At 71.9% G+C, this 17,999-nt stretch carries 16 protein-coding genes and 2 pseudogenes; 9 read left to right on the forward strand and 9 right to left on the reverse strand.

Annotated elements, in window-relative coordinates; translation table 11 throughout:
- Nucleotides 1-72 precede the first annotated feature (72 nt).
- The 3 genes from ABZY57_RS22495 to ABZY57_RS22505 form a co-directional block, all read right to left on the reverse strand.
- On the reverse strand, nucleotides 73-1,467 hold the full coding sequence (locus tag ABZY57_RS22495) for a DHA2 family efflux MFS transporter permease subunit (protein WP_356514584.1): 1,395 nt from the start codon (nucleotides 1,465-1,467) through the stop codon (nucleotides 73-75).
- Between the two features lie 83 nt (nucleotides 1,468-1,550).
- On the reverse strand, nucleotides 1,551-2,441 hold the full coding sequence (locus tag ABZY57_RS22500; protein ID WP_356514586.1) for an alpha/beta hydrolase: 891 nt from the start codon (nucleotides 2,439-2,441) through the stop codon (nucleotides 1,551-1,553).
- Between the two features lie 272 nt (nucleotides 2,442-2,713).
- Entirely contained in the window at nucleotides 2,714-3,493 is a 780-nt protein-coding gene (locus ABZY57_RS22505; RefSeq protein WP_356514588.1) for a hypothetical protein, read from the reverse strand.
- 261 nt (nucleotides 3,494-3,754) lie between these two features.
- Between ABZY57_RS22505 and ABZY57_RS22510 the strand changes: the two genes are divergently transcribed.
- From ABZY57_RS22510 to ABZY57_RS22520, 3 genes and pseudogenes are all read left to right on the forward strand, one after another.
- Entirely contained in the window at nucleotides 3,755-4,123 is a 369-nt protein-coding gene (locus tag ABZY57_RS22510; RefSeq protein WP_356514590.1) for a hypothetical protein, read from the forward strand.
- A gap of 59 nt (nucleotides 4,124-4,182) precedes the next feature.
- Complete coding sequence (locus ABZY57_RS22515; protein ID WP_356514592.1) at nucleotides 4,183-4,656, forward strand: hypothetical protein; 474 nt, start codon at nucleotides 4,183-4,185, stop codon at nucleotides 4,654-4,656.
- Nucleotides 4,577-5,731, forward strand: a pseudogene (locus ABZY57_RS22520) (S41 family peptidase); the annotation flags it as partial. The gene ABZY57_RS22515 and the pseudogene ABZY57_RS22520, both read left to right, overlap by 80 nt.
- Nucleotides 5,732-5,735: 4 nt before the next feature.
- On the opposite strand, the gene ligD reads toward ABZY57_RS22520, so the two are convergent.
- On the reverse strand, nucleotides 5,736-6,755 hold the full coding sequence (ligD, locus tag ABZY57_RS22525; RefSeq protein ID WP_356514594.1) for a non-homologous end-joining DNA ligase: 1,020 nt from the start codon (nucleotides 6,753-6,755) through the stop codon (nucleotides 5,736-5,738).
- Nucleotides 6,756-6,830: 75 nt separating this feature from the next.
- Between ligD and ABZY57_RS22530 the strand changes: the two genes are divergently transcribed.
- Together ABZY57_RS22530 and ABZY57_RS22535 are read left to right on the forward strand one after the other, a co-directional pair.
- Nucleotides 6,831-7,940 (forward strand): ATP-dependent DNA ligase, encoded by a 1,110-nt coding sequence (locus tag ABZY57_RS22530; RefSeq protein WP_356514596.1) that lies wholly within the window; start codon nucleotides 6,831-6,833, stop codon nucleotides 7,938-7,940.
- A gap of 116 nt (nucleotides 7,941-8,056) precedes the next feature.
- Nucleotides 8,057-8,545 (forward strand): NUDIX hydrolase, encoded by a 489-nt coding sequence (locus ABZY57_RS22535; protein WP_356514598.1) that lies wholly within the window; start codon nucleotides 8,057-8,059, stop codon nucleotides 8,543-8,545.
- A gap of 9 nt (nucleotides 8,546-8,554) precedes the next feature.
- Here ABZY57_RS22535 and ABZY57_RS22540 read toward each other — a convergent pair whose 3' ends face one another.
- The 4 genes from ABZY57_RS22540 to ABZY57_RS22555 all read right to left on the reverse strand — a co-directional run bounded on the left by ABZY57_RS22540 (nucleotide 8,555) and on the right by ABZY57_RS22555 (nucleotide 14,160).
- The gene (locus ABZY57_RS22540) at nucleotides 8,555-9,214 is read right to left on the reverse strand and encodes a GPP34 family phosphoprotein (RefSeq protein WP_356514600.1); all 660 of its coding nucleotides are present in this window, start codon (nucleotides 9,212-9,214) and stop codon (nucleotides 8,555-8,557) included.
- A gap of 143 nt (nucleotides 9,215-9,357) precedes the next feature.
- The gene (locus tag ABZY57_RS22545) at nucleotides 9,358-11,436 is read right to left on the reverse strand and encodes an MDR family MFS transporter (protein WP_356514602.1); all 2,079 of its coding nucleotides are present in this window, start codon (nucleotides 11,434-11,436) and stop codon (nucleotides 9,358-9,360) included.
- A gap of 320 nt (nucleotides 11,437-11,756) precedes the next feature.
- Entirely contained in the window at nucleotides 11,757-13,106 is a 1,350-nt protein-coding gene (locus ABZY57_RS22550; protein WP_356514604.1) for a 6-phospho-beta-glucosidase, read from the reverse strand.
- Nucleotides 13,107-13,170: 64 nt separating this feature from the next.
- Nucleotides 13,171-14,160, reverse strand: a complete 990-nt coding sequence (locus ABZY57_RS22555; protein ID WP_356514606.1) for a helix-turn-helix domain-containing protein — start codon at nucleotides 14,158-14,160, stop codon at nucleotides 13,171-13,173.
- Between the two features lie 225 nt (nucleotides 14,161-14,385).
- Here ABZY57_RS22555 and ABZY57_RS22560 point away from each other — a divergent pair, with 225 nt between their 5' ends.
- The 3 genes from ABZY57_RS22560 (at nucleotide 14,386) to ABZY57_RS22570 (ending at nucleotide 16,857) form a co-directional block, all read left to right on the forward strand.
- Nucleotides 14,386-15,054 (forward strand): helix-turn-helix transcriptional regulator, encoded by a 669-nt coding sequence (locus tag ABZY57_RS22560; protein WP_356514608.1) that lies wholly within the window; start codon nucleotides 14,386-14,388, stop codon nucleotides 15,052-15,054.
- A 64-nt stretch (nucleotides 15,055-15,118) separates the two neighbouring features.
- A complete protein-coding gene (locus ABZY57_RS22565) occupies nucleotides 15,119-15,676 on the forward strand; it encodes a toxin-antitoxin system, toxin component (protein WP_243338945.1) in 558 nt (185 codons plus the stop codon).
- Nucleotides 15,673-16,857, forward strand: a complete 1,185-nt coding sequence (locus ABZY57_RS22570; protein WP_356514610.1) for an MAB_1171c family putative transporter — start codon at nucleotides 15,673-15,675, stop codon at nucleotides 16,855-16,857. The genes ABZY57_RS22565 and ABZY57_RS22570 overlap by 4 nt, the downstream gene beginning before the upstream one ends.
- Before the next feature lie 39 nt (nucleotides 16,858-16,896).
- On the opposite strand, the gene ABZY57_RS22575 is transcribed toward ABZY57_RS22570, so the two are convergent.
- Nucleotides 16,897-17,676 carry a hypothetical protein gene (locus ABZY57_RS22575; RefSeq protein ID WP_356514612.1) on the reverse strand — a complete coding sequence of 260 codons (780 nt, stop codon included), beginning with the start codon at nucleotides 17,674-17,676 and terminating at the stop codon, nucleotides 16,897-16,899.
- A 232-nt stretch (nucleotides 17,677-17,908) separates the two neighbouring features.
- Here ABZY57_RS22575 and ABZY57_RS22580 point away from each other — a divergent pair.
- Nucleotides 17,909-17,999: pseudogene (locus tag ABZY57_RS22580) on the forward strand (hypothetical protein); the annotation flags it as partial.

Raw genomic sequence — 17,999 nt, forward strand, 5'->3', positions numbered from 1 at the left:
AGGAACTCCCGGAGCGGCCGCCCCTCTTCACGTTCTCGGTCGCCCGTTTCTCCGCCGGCGACGCTCCGGCCGTCAGCCTCCCTGCCGCGTCGACCGCGGCGCCCGCGGCGGCTTCGACTTCGGCTTCGGCGTCGGCTTCGCCGGGTCGCTGAGCCGCATCGAGGCGCCGGCGATCGCCGCGCCCAGCGCGGTGAACGCGGTCAGCAGGAAGACTCCGCGCCAGTGGTCCCCCGTGCCGGACCCGGTGAGCAGGGCCGCCGTGGCGGCGACACCGAGGGCGCCGCCGAGCTGGCGGGCCGTCATCAGCAGGCCGGTGCCGGCCGCGAAGCGCTGCGGCGGGAGGCCGGCCGAGGCCGTCGTGGACAGCGCGGTCACCACGACCCCGATGCCGAGGCCGCCGAGCAGGCCCGCGGGCAGGAAGATCTGGGCGTACGAGGTGGACTCCCCGGCCCAGCCCCACAGCAGCAGGGCGTTGGCGGCGAAGAGCAGCGATCCGACGGTGACGGCGGCCCCTTGGAGACGGGCGGGCACCCGGCGGCCGACGACCAGCGCACCGGCCATGGCGAGCACGGCGCCCGGTGTGACACCGAAGGCCGCTTGCAGGACCGAGTAGTTCCAGCGCTCGATGAGGTAGGACGGGCCGGTCAGCAGCCACGCGTACATGGCGGCGCCGAAGAGCAGGGCGCCGATGTTGGCGCGGGCGAACAGCGGGTCGCGCCACAGGTCCCGGTCGACGGCCGGAGCGGGATGGCTGCGCGAGCGGCGCAGCGCGAGGGTGCCCGCCAGGGCTCCGCCGATGACCAGGGTGAGCACCTTCGGATCGGTCCAGCCCCACTCCGCGCCCTGGGAGAGCCCGGCCACCACTCCCCCGATGCCGAGGGCGAGCGCCGTCGTACCGAGGGGGTCGGGGAGCCGGCGCCCCGTGCGGGGTTCCCGGGGGATGACGCGGGCGGCGGCCCAGCAGACGGCCAGGCCGAGCGGGACGTTGACGAGGAAGATCGCGCGCCAGTCCCACCACTCGACGAGCAGCCCGCCGATGCTCGGGCCGACGGCGGCGGCCAGTCCGCCCGCCGCCGACCAGGCACCGAGGGCGGCGGCCCGGCGGGCGGGCGGGGTGTGGGCGAGTACGAGGCCCAGCGAGGCGGGGATCATCCCGGCGGCCGCCGCGCCCTGGAGGGCGCGGGCCAGGATGAGCAGCTCGGCGGTGGGGGCGGCGCTGGCGAGGAGCGAGGCCACGGTGAAGGCGAGGGTCGACCCGAGGAACAGGGCTCGGCGGCCCAGGGTGTCCGCGAGCCGGCCGGCCGCGGCGAGCAGGGCCGCGAACAGGACGGCGTAGGCACTGACGACCCAGGTCAGGCGGGCCAGCGACACCTCGGGGAAGGCCCGGCGCAGGTCGGGGAAGGCGACGTTGACGACGGTGGCGTCGAGGAAGGCGAGAAAGGTGACGGCACTGGCCAGTGCGAGCACCCGCCCACCCCCGGGGCCACCCCCGACCCCGTGCCACCCGGTATCGGGCGCGGTGACCGCCTCTGGCCGGGCGAGCGATCCGGTCATCGGGCGGCTCCCGCGGACTCGGCAGGGTTCGCCGCGCGGGTCTGCGGCGGGGTCGCGCTCAGGAACTCGGCGGTGGCGTCGATGACGCCTGGGTCGAGGAGGATGCGGCGGTGGCCGAGCCCGCTCGTCTCGATCAGGCGGGCCCGCTTCCCGTAGGCCGCCGCCAGGGCGCGGGACTGGGCGGGGGCCGCGGTGTCATCGTCCGTGTCGTGCACGAGCAGGATCTCCGAGGGGATCTCCTCGGGGCGGTGGCACGCGTCGAAGCGGGGCCAGATGTCGGACTCGGACGGGAAGAGCCGACGCTGGATGTGGCGCCGCAGGGCGTCCTCGACGGCCTGGTTCAGGCCCAGCATCGCGCGGAACCGCGAGGCGAGGAAGTCGAAGTCCGCGATGGCACCGATACCGACGATCCGGTCGGCCCGGATGCCGTCCCGCAGCGCGAAGAAGGTGGACACCACCCCGAAGGAGTGCGCCAGGACGGCCGAGAACTCCCCGTGCTGCGCATGCAGTTGCCGGATGATCTCGCGCTGCCGGAGGATGGTGGTGGCCCGGCCGCCGGACGCGCCGTGACCGGGTGCGTCGAAGGAGACCACGGTCCGGTCCTCGGCCAGCAGCGCCTCGACGAACCCGGCGAAGCGCGAGGCGCGCGAGGTCCAGCCGTGCACGACGAGAACGGGCCGGTCACCGTCGCCCCAGCGGTACGTGGTCACGGGTATCCCGTCCACGACGAGCCGGCCCGTCACGGCCCGGGCCATGACCTCCGCCTCGCCCGGCTTCGCCTCCGGCCGGCCGAGCGGCCGCACGAACAGCGCGAACGCCACCCGCCCGACCGGCCCCGGGGCGACCCGGGCGGTGATGTTGAGGGTCGTGCTCAGGAGTGAAGCCATGGGGTGCATGCCCGGTTCTCCGGATCTCCTCAGAGTGGCCAGACGGCGCTGGCACGTCAGAATGACAAGGAGATATTAGCACGATCGTTCGTGTTGTTATGAATGCGATCATGCGGACAGGCTCCCGGGCCCCGCTACCCGTTGCCACCCAACCAAGTTGTCGTGGCACCACACTTGGGCGACTGGCGTACTGCGTCAGCCAACCCAGCAGCGGTAGTCGCGGACATGGGAGGACATCAGACGATCCGGTCCCTCGGGACTGCCCCCAGGGGTCAGAGATCGGGTAGTTCCATGAGGTGCGCGTCGGGGGAGTTTTCACGCATGGAGCTCGCAAGCGCGGAGACCTGTCGTGCCTGCTCGGTGGACAGGCGCCGCGCCTCCCACAGCAGGTCTGCGGTATCCACGGCCTCCGGGGTCGGGGGCGGTGGTACGGCACGGAGAATGACGCCCGTGAGCACGGCCAGGTCGCGGGCGTCGATCCCCAGCAGGACAGCGATGTCCCTCACCAAAGCCGGGGTCAGCTCCTTGCGACCAGAGCCGATCGCACCGTACGTGGCTGCTGACAGGTACGTGGGCGTCACGGACGCAAGCGTCCTCGCCATTCCCGACCAGTTCAGGTTGCGGTACTGGAGCATGCGGATGGCCCCAGCGCCGGGACCGCCCACGAGGGGCACGGGCGGTTTGGGGACGAAGCTGGAACGCCGTTCCTCCTGCGGCATTGAGCGGATCACCTGCAGGAGCGCGCGGCGTCCCCCTGCGGGAAGTCTCGCAGCGTGCCTCGCCGCATTCCCCACCCACATCGCGGCCGCGGCGTCCAGCGGCGCCATGTCATCCGGAACTGCCAGCCCCGCCAGGATGAACAGGTCGACGGCGTGGAAACCCAAAGGAGGCGCAAGCCGCCGGAGCAGTTCCTCGCCGGGGCCATCTCCTGCGAGCACTGCGCGGACCTCGTCTGCGCTCAGCTCAGCGCGATCGGCCCATTCCTGCGCGCCGACTTCCCTGCGGTCCAGCAAGCACGCCAGCATCGCGCCGAACCCGGGGTACTCCGCCATGTGCGCAGACTAGCCAGAAGCGCGCGTCGGATACAGCGGTCGCAATTGAGAGCACGGGGCCGACGGGAGGTCCGTCGCGGGCACACTGCAGCGCACGGGAGCAGACTCCTCGCGATACCGCGCGCTCAGACATCCCACGGACCGGCCGCCAGCAGGCGGTGGGATGTGCTGCCCGTTCGCGCGTGCCCGGGGCCTAGCGGTTCCAGAGATCTCCCGGGCCCGACTCCACGGCCCTTCGCCGACAGGGACAGAATGAGCCCCATGAATGAGGGATCGGACTGGCCCACGGACAAGCGGACCGCGCTCAGGTTCGGGAGGCGACTGGTCGCGGAAGTACCGGCATCGCGACCGGATCGCCGCGCATTCGTGGACATCCGTCCTGCTCAGAGCGAGCCTGACGTCCAGTCCCGGGACGAGGGATGGGTTCGCGGCGGCACGCAACGCCGCTTTCGAATGGAGCATTGGGAATACGAACCCGAACACATGGATGGCTTCGATTACGACTTGGGCGCAACCCTCATCAGGTCCGCCGACGCCGCAGACGAATCCGAGCTGAGCACGGTGCTCAACGCATGGGGAATCAAGCCCGGCCTCTTCGACTACCCCTGGAACACGGACGATCCCAGGTAGCACGACAGTGGGGAACTCTTCCAGGGGATGTAGGACGCGGTGAGCTCGACGTCGGCCTGTTGATCTTCAACTGTGCCAATTGGCCCATCTCCCACCTGCTGCCGTCGGACTTCCTCGGACTGTTCGTGTCCGTTCTCGCCCAGGCGGCCTGGAACTCCAACCTGCGTCTGGTCGGCGACGGCGAGCGCGACGAGTGGCGCCGGCGTACGGCCCGGCACTTCGTCTTCCTCCTGGACCACACTGCACCCGTTGCCTTCATGGAGAAGGCGGCCCGCGGCACCGACGTGGCGGTGGCGCTCTCGGACGGCCGCCTGCTCGTCACCCTGGCCGACGTCAACTGGCCCGGTGGAGATCCCGCGTCCGCTCCCTGGACGGCCGGCCCGCTCTCCTTCGCGGACGAAGAGATCCGCAGCGGCAAGACCATCAGGGTCGTCATGCTGTTCCGAGAGCACCTCGGCTGCTCGATCCACGAGGCCGTGGACATCCTCCGGTCCCGCTCCGAGTACCTGCGCCGCGAGCATGCGGACGACTGATTTCGGCGACCGCGCGACCCGTCGCCTCGCCGCCCTGCCCGAGCGGTGCCGCGGGGCCCAGGAGCCCGGCCCCGCCGCGGACCCGGTCGCCACCTTCGACGTGTTCTGGCAGACCTTCGCGGAGAACTACCCCTTCTTCGCCGCCAAGGGCGTCGACTGGAACGCCGTGCGCGAGAGCCACCGCCCCCGCGTGCACTCCGGCACCACCGAGGACGAACTCTTCGCCGTCTTCAGGGAGATGCTCGCCCCGCTGCACGACGCGCACGTCCACCTCTCCGGCGGCGACCGGTTCTTCGGCGAGGTCCGCCCGGGCACCGAGATGCCGACCCTCGAACTCGAGACCCGCGTCAAGGCGTACATCCAGGAGGTGGACCTCGGCGGACGGGCGCCGCAGGAGTTCGCCCAGGGCCGCATCTCCTACGCCGACCTGCCCGACGGCCGCGGCTACCTGCGCCTCTCCGGCTTCGGCGGCTACACCGAGAGCGGTGACTTCGCTTCCGAGAGCGCCGAGCTCGACCGTGCCCTGGAGAGCGTCTTCACCGCCGAGCGCACCGCCCGCCTGCGCGGCCTGGTCATCGACCTGCGGATCAACGGCGGCGGCTCCGACGAGCTCGGCCTGCGCCTGGCCGCCCGGCTCACGGACCGCCCGTACTTCGCCTACGCCAAGCGCGTGCGCAACGATCCCGCCGACGCGACCCGGTTCACCCGCCCGCAGCCCCTGTACGTCCAGCCCGCGCGCGGCCCCCGCTACACCGGGCCGATCGCCGTGCTCACCGGCGGCTCCACCATGAGCGCGGGCGAGACCTTCACCCAGGCCCTCATGGAGCGTCCCGGCCGGCCGGTGCGCATCGGCCGGCCGACCCAGGGCGTCTTCTCCGACGTGCTCGGCCGCACCCTTCCCAACGGCTGGGAGCTCGGCCTGCCCAACGAACAGTTCCTGACCCGTACCGGGAAGACCTTCGACGGTCCGGGCATTCCGGTCGACGTCAGCACCCCGGTCTTCACGCAGGAGGAGTTCGACGCGCACCGTGACTCCGCCTTCACCGCCGCCCTGCGCCGCCTTCCCCGGGCCTAGGCCGTCAGTCCTCGGGCTTCGCGCGGCTCGGCTGGACCCGTTTGGGCTCGCCCGGCATCTTCGGGTAGTCCGGCGGGTACGGCATGTCGCCGAGGCCGTGGTCGTGTTCGTGCCGGTCGGCCAGTTCCAGCGCGGCGTCCAGGGCGAAAGCGTGCTCGTCCATGTCCGCGTGCAGATCGCCCAGTTCCGCGAAGCGGGCCGGCATCGTCACGATGTCGAAGTCGCGCGGCTCCGCCTCGTCCAGCTCGTCCCAGCGCAGCGGCGCGGAGACCGGGGCGTGCGGGTGCGGGCGGACGGAGTAGGCGGAGGCGATGGTGCGGTCGCGCGCCGTCTGGTTGTAGTCGACGAAGATCCGCTCGCCGCGCTCCTCCTTCCACCAGGCGGTGGTGACCTTCCCCGGCATCCGGCGCTCCAGGTCCCGGCCGATGGCGATGGCGCACCTGCGGACCTCCGTGAAGGTCCAGCGCGGTGCGATCGGCACGAACACGTGCAGGCCCCGGCCGCCCGAGGTCTTGGGCCAGCCTCGTAGGCCCAGTTCCTCCAGGAGTACGCGCAGTTCGTGGGCGACCGCGACCGCGTGGTGGTAGTCGGTGCCCGGCTGCGGGTCCAGGTCGATGCGCAGCTCGTCGGGATGGTCGGTGTCCTCCCGCCGGACCGGCCAGGGGTGGAAGGTGAGGCACCCCAGATTGGCGGCCCACAGGACGGCGGCCGGCTCGGTCGGGCAGATCTCGTCGGCGGTGCGGCCGCTCGGGAAGGCGATGTGGGCGGTGGGGATCCAGTCGGGCAGGTTCTTCGGGGCCCTCTTCTGGAAGAAGGACTCGCCCTCCACCCCGTCCGGGAACCGCTCCAGGGTCGTGGGCCGGTTGCGCAGGGCGCGGGTGATCCCGTCCGCGACCGCGAGGTAGTAGGCAGCCACGTCCCCCTTGGTGAGGCCGCGCTCGGGGAAGTACACCTTGTCCGGGCTGGACAGCCGCACGGCCCGGCCGCCGGCCTCCAGCTCGATCGCTTTGCCCGCTGCACCCATGTGCGCCACGGTAGGCGGACCCGCGCGGCCCCGCACACCGAGCGGGCCCGGGCGCACCACCCCAGAATCGGAGACATGGATCTGCCGGTCATGCCACCCGTGAAGCCGATGCTCGCCAAATCCGTGTCCAAGATCCCACCGGGCATGCAGTACGAGGCCAAGTGGGACGGCTTCCGCGCGATCGTCCACCGGGACGGGGCCGAGATCGAGCTCGGCAGCCGCACCGGTAAGAGCCTGACCAGGTATTTTCCCGAGCTGGTGGAGGCTCTGAAGGCCAATCTGCCCGACCGCTGCGTGGTCGACGGAGAGATCGTCGTCGTGCAGGGCGGGCGGCTCGATTTCGACCGGCTCAGCGAGCGGATCCATCCCGCCGCCTCCCGGGTGAAACTGCTCGCCGAGACCACCCCGGCCTCGTTCGTGGCTTTCGACCTGCTCGCACTGGGCGACGAGGCCCTCCTCGACACACCGCTCGCCGACCGCCGTGCCGCCCTGACCCGCATGCTCTCCACCGCTCGGCCCCCCGTACACCTCGCGCCCGCGACCACCGACCCGGCGCTCGCGCGGGAGTGGTTCGAACGATTCGAAGGCGCCGGGCTCGACGGGGTCGTCGCCAAACCCCTCGATCTCCCCTACCGGCCCGATGCCCGCCTCATGTTCAAGATCAAGCACGAGCGTACGGCCGACGCCGTCATCGCGGGTTTCCGTTTCCACAAGAGCGGTCCGATTGTCGGATCGCTGCTCCTGGGGCTCTACGACGCCCACGGCACCCTCCAGCACGTGGGGGTCTGCGCCGCCTTCCCGATGAAGCGCCGCGCCGAGCTGATCGAGGAGCTCGAACCGCTGCGGATGCCCGACCCCGAGGGACATCCGTGGGCCGCCTGGGCCGAGGAGTCCGCCCACGAGAGCGCCCGGCTGCCCGGGGCGCAGAGCCGCTGGACCGGGAAGAAGGACCTGTCCTGGGTACCGCTGCGCCCCGAGTGGGTCTGCGAGGTGGCCTACGACCACATGGAGGGCGACCGGTTCCGGCACACCGCGCAGTTCCGCCGCATGCGACCGGACCGGGAGCCGCGAAGCTGTACGTACGCCCAGCTGGAGGAAGTCGTCGGCTACGACCTCTCCGAAGTGCTGGTGCCGGAGCCGGGGGCAGGGCCGGGGCCGGGGCCGGGTACAGGGCAGTCCGGCTGATCCGCGGTCGGAAGCGGCACGCTCCGTCCCCCGCCCGGGCGGGGGTCCTGGACGTAAGGTCACAGCCGGGCCGCACCGCACGCAGCCCCAGCACCCCGATCCACCGAAGGACGCCCATGAGTACCGAACCCGGCGAACCCACCGGACGCGCCGTCTCCCGCTCCCACGCCGTCGTCGGAGTCGGTCTGGTCGTGGTCGGCCACGACGGCCGGGTGCTGCTCGGCCAGGCGCACGACGGGCGCTGGGAACTGCCCGGCGGCAAGGTCGATCCCGGGGAGGGCTTCGAACAGGCCGCCGCCCGCGAACTGGCCGAGGAGACCGCGCTGCGCGCCGCTCCCGAGGACATCCGGATCGTTTCCATCCTGCTCGACGCGGACTCCGTCCGGACCCAGCTGACGGCCGCGGCCGTCACCTCGGCGGCCGAGGGCACGGCCACGGTCACCGAGCCCCACAAGATCACCCGCTGGTCCTGGTTCGCCCCTGCCGAGATCCCGGCGGCCCTCTACGCGCCGTCCGCGGCGGCCCTGCGCGCCTGGCGGCCCGAACTCGCCCCGGTCCTCCCGCACGTGCCCTCGTACGACTACCCGACGGCCACGACCCCGTGACCCGACGGCCTAGCCGGCCGTCGCGACCGTCACCACGGTGATCGCGGCCACCGCCATCTGCATGTCGCGGATGGCGGAGCGGACGCTCTCGGTGGCCCACTGCCCGCCGGCAATCTCCGCCGTGCGCGCGGAGATCTCCTTGCGCGGGCGGCCCGGGAAGGCCAGCCCGTGCAGTTTGGCCGCGTGGATCAGGGCGACGAGGCTCGCGGTGCGTTCGTCCGGCTCGGTGCCCTTGAGGACGACGGAGGCGAGACGTTCGCGCAGCGCGCGCTCGATCGTGCCGTCGGCCTCGGGGTACCGCCGCACCCGGAACACACCGAGGGCCTTGCGCCGCTCCTCCACGACCACGCCGCGCCCGCTCAGCCGCTCCACCGCCGCGGCGATGGCCTTGGCCTGGTCCTTCATCAGCCAGTCGGTCACCCGGCGCTTGCTCCGGCCGCGCATCCAGGTCTGCATCACCTCGATCCGGCCGTCGAGCAGTTCCTCACCGGTGGGCGAGGTGTCCACCAGTTCCAGGTACTTGCCGGTCACCACCACCCGCCCCGCGAGCACGAGTTCGAGCAGGATCCCGCCCGCCACGGCCCAGCCCACCAACTGCCGCTGCTTCACCGATCCGGACGCGTCGTCCAGCGACAGCAGCGTGATCTCCTCCGCCAGCGTGATCGTCATGCCCAGCTCCCCCGTAGACCGTCCGCCTTCTCTTGATCAGACGTCCGCGCACGCCCCGAGGTTCCACCGGCACCCCGATCGCCTTGCAGCCCCGCTCTCGCCCACGGCCACCAACGGCGGCGCGAGCGGCGACGAAGGCCCCCTCAAGGCCGCCCCGCCATCGCCCGCGGGGCGAAGTTTCCGTCTCGCAGGTCCTCCGCCAGCAGCCGCTTCGCGATCGCGTCCGCCGCGGCCCGCAGCTCCGCGCTGCGCGGACGGCCCCGGTCCTTCTCCAACTGGTCGCCGAGCCACTGGGCCCACGCGTCCGAGATGACGCCCGCTTCCCGCTCCCCCGCCGGGGTCTGGGCGTAGAAGCCGTTCTGCCGCGTCATGTAGCCCTCCTCCACCATCCGTTCGAAGACCGGCAGCAGCACCTCCGGGGGCAGGTGCCGGCGGGAGGCGATGAGTCCCAGGCTCGCGTAGCCGACGGTGCGGGTCAGCAGGTCCACCTGCATCACCGCCCACGCGCCCGCCATGTCCAGTCGGGTGTCCGAGGAGTTGACGATCCCGCGGGCCGCCTCCGGCCCCATGCTCCGCACCAGCTTGCCGACCGCCAGTTCCAGCAGCTTCGCCGAGTCCCCGGAGGCCGTGGCGGGCGAGCCGAAGCCGTCGCCCATGTCCGTGGAGCCGGCCCGCGCGGTGTCGCGCAGCTTGACCTGCTTGAGGAACAGGGCGACGACGAATCCGACCACCGCCACGGGCACCGTCCACAGGAACACCGTGTGCAGGGTGTCCGCGTACGCGTCGATGATCGGCCCGGCCGCCGCCGGATCCAGGCCGTGCACGCCCTGCGGGCTCTGCGCGGCCGCGGCCAGCTGCTGCGGGTCCTCTCCGGTGACGCGCGCGGCCTCGGCCACGCCCTTCTCCAGCGCGGGCCCCAGGGTGTTGGCGTAGATCGTTCCGAAGACGGCGGTCCCGAAGGCGCTGCCGAGGGTGCGGAAGAAGGTGACGCCCGAGGTCGCGGTGCCGAGGTCGGCGTAGTCCACGGTGTTCTGCACGGCGATGGTCAGCACCTGCATGCTCAGGCCGATGCCGACGCCGAGGACGAACATGTAGAGCGATTCCAGCCAGGCGTTGGACTGCGGGCCCATCCGCGACAGCAGGTAGAGCCCGAAGCCCATCACGGCGGAGCCGACGATCGGGAAGATCCGGTAGTGCCCGGTCTTGCTCGTGACGTTGCCGCTGAAGACCGACGCGATCAGCAGGCCGATGACCAGCGGCAGCGTCCGTACGCCGGAGACGGTGGCCGAATCCCCGTCCACGTACTGCAGGTACGTCGGCAGGAAGATCATCGCGCCGAGCATCGCGAAGCCGACGACGAAGCTGAGGACGGAGCAGACCGAGAAGACGGGGTTGCCGAACAGCCGCATCGGCAGCATCGGCTGCTCGGCACGCGTCTCCACCAGGCAGAACAGAGCCAGTGCCACGACGCCGCCCGCGAAGAGCCCGATGATGAGCGGCGAGCTCCAGGCGTACTCGTTCCCGCCGAGGCTGGTGGCCAGGATCAGCGCGCTCGCGCCGATCGCGACCAGCGCGATGCCCAGGTAGTCGATGACCGGCTTGCCGGCGGCGCGCACGGAGGGGATCGTCTTCGCGGCCGCCACCACGACCAGGATCGCGATCGGCACGTTGACGTAGAAGGCCCAGCGCCAGGTCAGGTGGTCGGTGAACAGCCCGCCGAGCAGCGGCCCGATCACCGTGGCGACGCCGAAGACCGCGCCGATCGCGCCCTGGTACTTGCCGCGTTCGCGCAGCGGGACCACGTCGGCGATCAGCGCCATCGCGGTGACCATCAGCCCGCCGGCGCCGATGCCCTGGATGCCCCGCCACAGGATGAGCAGGGTCATGTTGCTCGCGAGGCCGCACAGGAACGAGCCGGTGATGAAGACGATGGCGGAGACCTGGAAGACCAGTTTCCGGCCGAAGAGGTCACCGAACTTGCCGACGAGCACGGTCGCGACCGTCTCCGTGAGCAGGTAGGAGGTCACGACCCACGACATGTGGTCCCCGCCGCCGAGGTCCGCCACGATCGTGGGCAGCGCCGTGCCCACGATCGTCTGGTCCAGGGCCGCCAGCAGCACGCCGAGCATGATCGTGCCGAACACGATGTTGCGCGAGCGCCGGTCGAGGACGGGCGGTGCCGCGGCGGATATGGCGGGGGCTGCACCTTCGGCTGTGGTCACATCTCGCACTCTCACAGCGCCCCCGCCCCGCCGCATGCGGCGATAGCCCATCCGGGCGGGGCGCGGGAGGGCCGTCGCCGCAGGTGAACGGGGAGTCGGCGCAGGTGGCCGGCCGGCACCCGCCAGCACAGGTGGCCCGACCCGCAGCCGTCACCGCACGTGGCCCGACCCGCACCCGCCAGCACAGGTGGCCCGACCCGCAGCCGTCACCGCACGTGGCCCGACCCGCAGCCGTCACCGCACGCGACCCGACCCGCGGCCGTCAGCGCACGTGGCCCGCCCGCCGGCGCCCGTCGGCCCAGGTGACCGGCCGGCACCCCTCACCGCAGGTAGCCCAGCCCCGGATGCTCCGCCGCGTACCCGGCCACCAGCCGCCGGGCCACCCCGACCGAGTCCACCAGCGGATGCAGCGCGAAGGCCTTGACGGCGTCCGCCCGCGATCCGCTCGCCGCCGCGGCCAGGACCTCCCGCTCGGCGGCCTTGACCGAGGTCACCAGGCCCACCGCGTGCAGCGGCAGCGGATCGACGGCGACCGGGTGTGCGCCGTTGGCGTCGACCAGGCAGGGCACTTCGATGACGGCCTCGGCGTCGAGCACGGACAGGGTCCCGCGGTTGCGGACGTTCAGGATCAGGGTGGCGCGCTCGTCCCGGGCGATGGCGCGCATCAGGGCGAGGGCGACCTTCTCGTACCCGCCCGACTCCAGGTCGCTCTCCTCGCGCTCGCCGACACCCGCGACCTCGCGGTTCTCGGCCATGTACGTCGCCTCGCGCTCGGCCCGCGTGCGGTCCCATGCGGCCAGTGCCGCCCCGGGCGCCGGATCCGGCCGCCCGGCCTCGGCGTAGAACCCCCGCTGCTGGTCGCGCAGGAACGCCCCGCGCGTCTGCTCGGCCTCCTGGTAGGCCCGTACCGTGTCGCGGTTGAAGTAGTAGTAGTGCAGGTACTCGTTCGGGATCGCCCCGAGCGAGCGCAGCCACTCGGCCCCGAACAGCCGGCCCTCCTCGAAGGATTCCAGCGCCTGCGCGTCGGCCAGCAGCCGCGGCAGTTCGTCGCGCCCGCCGATCCGCAGCCCGCGCACCCAGCCCAGGTGGTTGAGGCCGACGTAGTCGATCCAGGCGTCCTCGGGCCGGGCGCCGAGCAGTCGGGCGATCCGCCGCCCGAGCCCGACGGGTGAATCGCAGATGCCGATGACCCGGTCCCCGAGCTCCTCGGCCATGGCCTCCGTGACCACCCCGGCCGGATTGGTGAAGTTGATCACCCACGCCCCGGGGGCGGTGCGGGCCACCCTGCGCGCGATCTCACGGGCCACCGGCACCGTCCGCAGGCCGTACGCGATCCCGCCCGCGCCCACCGTCTCCTGGCCCAGCACTCCCTCGGCCAGGGCGATCCGCTCATCGGCGGCCCGGCCCTCCAGCCCTCCGACGCGAATGGCCGAAAACACGAAGTCGGCGCCGCGCAGGGCCTCGTCGAGATCGGTGGTGGCCGTGACGGCCGGGGCGTCCGCGATCCCGGCGGCCTGGTCCGCGAGCACCCGCGTCATGGCGCGGAGCCGGCCGGAGTCCTCGTCGTACAGGGTCACGTGCGACACCCTGCCCTCGGCGTGATCGCCGAGCAGGGCTCCGTAGACGAGCGGTACCCGGAATCCGCCCCCGCCGAGGATCGTCAGCCGCACGCCCTTACCGCCTTTCGCAGTGCACCAGTGCCAGGGTGTCGTGGCACCAGTCTCCCCCGCCGGATCAGTCCACCGGCGACGGCACGGCCCTCAGTCGCGGCGGCTGGTGCGACTGCGCACCCGGATCGCCCGGCAGCGGACCCGTCGGGCGGCCCTGCGGCGCCGAGAGGACCAGCGTCATCCGGGTCAGCCCCATGCCGTCGAGCATCGGGCCGGATTCCGCCACCACCCGGCAGCGCACCAGGCCCCAGCCCGGGTCCGGGTGGCGCACGGTGCGTACGGCGCCGTCCTGTTCGGCGGCCTCGGCCCCGTGGGTCGTCAGCCAGTGCGGCACGCCGTACCGGTAGGCGGCCTCCATGAACGGGTCACGGGCCACCTCCTGGCGGATGCTGCGCAGCCCCTCGTCGTCGGGGGCGGCGGCCAGCGCGGTCGCGAACCGGGCCAACAGCGGTACGCACCAGGCCGGTTCGTGGTCCTCCAGCACGGCGGCCGCGTCCGGGTGGAACAGCACGAAGCGCAGGAAGTTGTCGTCCGGCAGGGCGGTCGGATGCGGGCGGACCGACTGGAAGAGCCGGTCGAACGCCGAGTTGGTCAGGGCCACGTCCCAGCGGTGGTCGACGAGGAAACTCGGGTAGGGCACGGCCTCCATGAGGGCCGCGTAGTCACACAGGTAGTCGCGCTGCGCCGGATCGTCGGGCAGCCGGCTCTCCTCGGCCGCGCGCCAGGTGGGCGGCGGGTCGCGGTCGACCATGATCCGGAAGAGCCAGAAGCACTGCCGCTCGCTCATTTCCAGGGCTTCGGCCAGGGCGAGCAGTTTGCGGTCCGTCCACTCCTTGACCAGGCCGCGCTCCCAGTTCCCGTACGCGCGCACGCTGATGCGCAGACGCGCCGCCAGGTCCTCCTGGCTCAGCCCGAGTTCCTCCCGGCGCTGGCGCAAAATCTCCTTGCGTCGCTCCGACCGCACGGCGCCGCGTGCGGACTCCTCGCCCGCGAGGCGCTCCCCACCGATGTGGGCGAGCCCTTCGGACGGGCCCACCGCTGCGAGATGTGGCACCGAGAGCTCCCCCCATCTTTATTACGGTCTGGATCTTCATTTCCGTGTGGCGATCCTGCTACCGACTTCATTCGAGTGTCAACTATTGTGGCAATTCCAGCCTCTGGGCAGCTCGATCCCGCCACAGATGTGGCACGTTCTAGCCGTACGGACAGAGACCGGATAGATTCCTGGAGCCGACCACGTGCCCGTACCCCGACCTCGCGCGATCTAGGAGAACCACTGGTGACAGACGGCTTCCCGGCTCCCGTCGCGGTGGCCAACACGCTCCTGGCAGCCACCGTCACGCGGGTCGCAGAACTCGCGGGCAAGCTGGGCCGCGACCTGAACCAGGTCTTCGACCTGCGCCGCCTCTCCGAGGCCTCGGGCGTACCCGCCGACGTGGTGCGGAGCCTGCTGGACGGCCGGCCCGCCGGTGAGCCCGATCTCCAGACCCGGTTCCTCCAGCGCCTCGACCTCCTGCGGCGCACCCGCGTCAAGCCCAACGGCCGCCGCTACACGCAGCAGGAGATCGCCGACGGCGCCGCGATGTCGCGCCAGCAGGCCGGGGCCCTGATCAACGGCGACAGACGGCCGACCATGGAACACTGTGACGCGATCCAGCGCTTCTTCGGGGTGCATGCCGGATTCCTCACCGCCCACGACGCGGACGCGCTCACGGACGCCCTCCAGCGCACCGAGCAACAGCTGCTCCAGGACTTCGCGGGCCGCGCACGGGAAACCGCACCCGCCCCGGCCGCTTCGACGGGCGATCCGCTGGCAAGACTTCTCCAGAACCACGGCGTACGGGGCATCGCCTGGCGCGCCGCCCAACTGCCCAGCGACAAGCACCGGGACAAGGTGACCGAATGGCTGGACATGCTTCTCGAAAGCGTCAAACCGAACGAATCCTGACCCAGTCGAAAGTCTGGGTCTGATCCTTGAGTCCTGATCCGGATCCGCGCCGACGGGGAGAACGGTGAGCATAGGCAGAGAGCAGCGGCGGTTGTGCGGGGAGCTGGTGGCAGGCATCAACCTGACCGCGCCCGTGGAGCCCGTGGACCTCTACGCCGCCCTCTGCGAGGGCATGAGCAAGCACCGCGGCCGCCGGGTGGAGTTCCGGATGGCCTCGTTCCCGCCGGGGACGGCCAGCGGCCTGTGGCTCGACATGGCGGACCGCGATCTGGTGGTCATCGAGGAACGCACCGCACCCGACCACCAACTGGTGATCCTCGGGCACGAGTTGTGGCACATGAAGGCCGGTCACTGCAGCCACCACGTCGACGGCGCCGCCGTCGCCGCACGGCTGCTGTCGGACGAGGCCGACATCGGCGAGACCGTGCGCCGCGTCGCCGCGCGCACCCGCGCCGACGTCCAGGAGGAGACCGAAGCGGAAACCTTCGGTTTACTGCTGGGCAGCAGGTGCAGGAACTGGCTCGCCGGATCGGCGAGCCACCGCGCACCGGCACAGCGCGATCAACTGGCGGGCCGCATCGAGGCATCGCTCGGATACCGGGGGCACAGGAACGACCGTTGAACGGCAAGGACTACTACATACCGGCCGCGGCCCTGGCGATCGCACTCGCCTTCAAGCTGCCGGCCCTGCGGCACAACTGGCGTGACCCGCTGCTGCGATCGGTCTGTGCCCTGCTCACCCTGGCCGGTGCGGTCTTCACCTTCGCCGCCCCGCCCACCATCGTGGCGGTCAACCGCTGGACCGGCATCACCAACTTCTCGGCCCCGCTCGTCTACTGCCTCATGAGCGCCTTCAGCGCGTCCTGCCTGGTCCTGATCGTCAACTGGCGCGGCGGACCGCCCGAGCAGACCCGGCGGATCTCACGCCGGTGGATCCTGGGCTACGGCACGGTCACCGTGACCCTGATGGCGCTCTTCCTCCTCGGTGACGCACCGGTCGAGCGCTTGCGCGACTTCGACACGTTCTACGCCAACACCCCGTACACGGGGCAGATGATCGGCCTCTACCTGCTCGCGCACAACGTGGCCGCCTTCGTGATGGTCGCCATGTGCTGGCGCTGGTCCCTCCAGGTGCGCGGCTGGCTCCGGACCGGCCTGATGATCATCGTCGTCGGCTACATCCTGAACCTCAGCTACGACGCCGCCAAGATGAGCGCCGTCATCGGCCGCTGGGTGGGGCTGGGCCCCGAGCTCGACGACCTGAGCACCTACGTGGCCCCGCCGCTCGCCGCCCTCGGCGCGCTCGTCAGCGCGGTCGGCTTCGTCCTGCCGCTGCTCTGCCAGCGCCTCTCGGACAGCTGGCAGCACTGGTCCACGTACCGGCGGCTCGGCCCGCTGTGGCACGAGGTCCGGATCTCCGCGCCCGACACCCCGGTCGGCGTCCAGATGTCCTGGTGGTCCGCCGCCGACATCCGCGTCATCCAGCGCGAGTCGGACATCCACGACGGCTTCCTGCACCTCGGGCCGTACTTCGACCGCGGCTACCGGGACACGGCCCTCGCCCAGGCCTTCGCCGCCGGCGCCGACGAGGAGACCGCGCGGGCCGTCGCCGACGCGGCCATGGTCGCCGCCGCCGTGCGCGCCCGCGCGGCCGACCCCGAGGGACGGGTCATCGGGGCCAGCGAGGAAGGGGCGCCGCCGGCCACCGACGGTCCGCGCGACCTCGTACGGATCTCGCACGCCCTGCGGAACTCGCCGGTGGTGGCAGAATGCCGGCGCCAGGCGGCGCTGTCGGGGCGCTGAGCCCGCAGGGCCCGACAGCGGGCACGCGGCCCCGGGTGCTCAGCGCCCGCCGGCGGCCAGTGACAGGGTCGGGAACAGGTCCTGGAACGGCCCCGCCGAGTCGATCCCGTCCCGCCCGAAGGGCGCGTCGAAGCTCCACACCATGAACAGCAGGAACACGATCAGCGCGCTGAACAGCCCCGCGAGCAGCAGCTCCCGCCCCGAACGCCGGATCTGCAGGGTGAAGATCAGCCCGACGGTGACCAGCCCGCCCGCGACCAGCCCCAGCCAGACCACCCCCGGCAGCGTGGACTCGTCGCTCTGCGTCCGCTCGTGGCGGGCGTCGTCGGCGGCCGCGATGTGGTCCAGCAGCGGCTGGTAGGCCTGCGCCTGCAGCTCGTTGCCCGGGCTCTGGTGGGTGACGTCGCTGCGCAGCTTGCCGAGCAGTTCGCCGCCCTCCGGGGACACCGGAGCCCCGGAGGTCAGCCGGGGCCAGTCCACGCTGACGGTGTGGGACACGTACGCGTTGACCTCGCCGCGGATCCGGTCGCGGACGGCGGCCGGGTAGACATCGGCCCGCTGGGTGACCTCGTACAAGGACTGGGCCTCGCGGCGCACACTGTCCTCGGCGGCGCCGCGCGCCTCCCAGACGCCCGCGATGGCCAGGCCGAGCACGATCGCGTAGACCACGCCGACCATCATCACCATGTACTCGAGGACGTCGGGGGTTTCGCTGGTGTCCTCGTCGTCGGCGACCCGGCGGTGCCGGATCGCGGTGAAGGCGAGGACGAGGGCGCAGACGAGCGCCATGGCGATGGCCAGGACCAGCCATTCGGACACGAGGGTTCTCCGTAGGTCGAGATGAGCGGACTGAACGTGGGGGCGCGGCTAGCCGCGGCTCCTGGAACGGGGCCGCAGCGCGACGGCCGCGAGCACCGCCGGGGTCGTGACGACGACCATGAGCATCAGGGTGGACATGCCGTCCGGGCCGCGTCGCGCCAAGGCAGCGGAGTGGTACGGGCGCACGTGGAAGCGCCCCGTCGCCCCGGCCCCCGCTGCGACCCGGTGCGGCCACGCCATCGCGACCCCGCTGATGGTCAAGGCGGACGGCACCAAGTTCGGCAAGTCCGAGAGCGGCGCCGTCTGGCTCGACCCGGAGATGA

Source organism: Streptomyces sp. NPDC006450 (genome assembly GCF_040612195.1).
Taxonomy (GTDB): Bacteria; Actinomycetota; Actinomycetes; order Streptomycetales; family Streptomycetaceae; genus Streptomyces.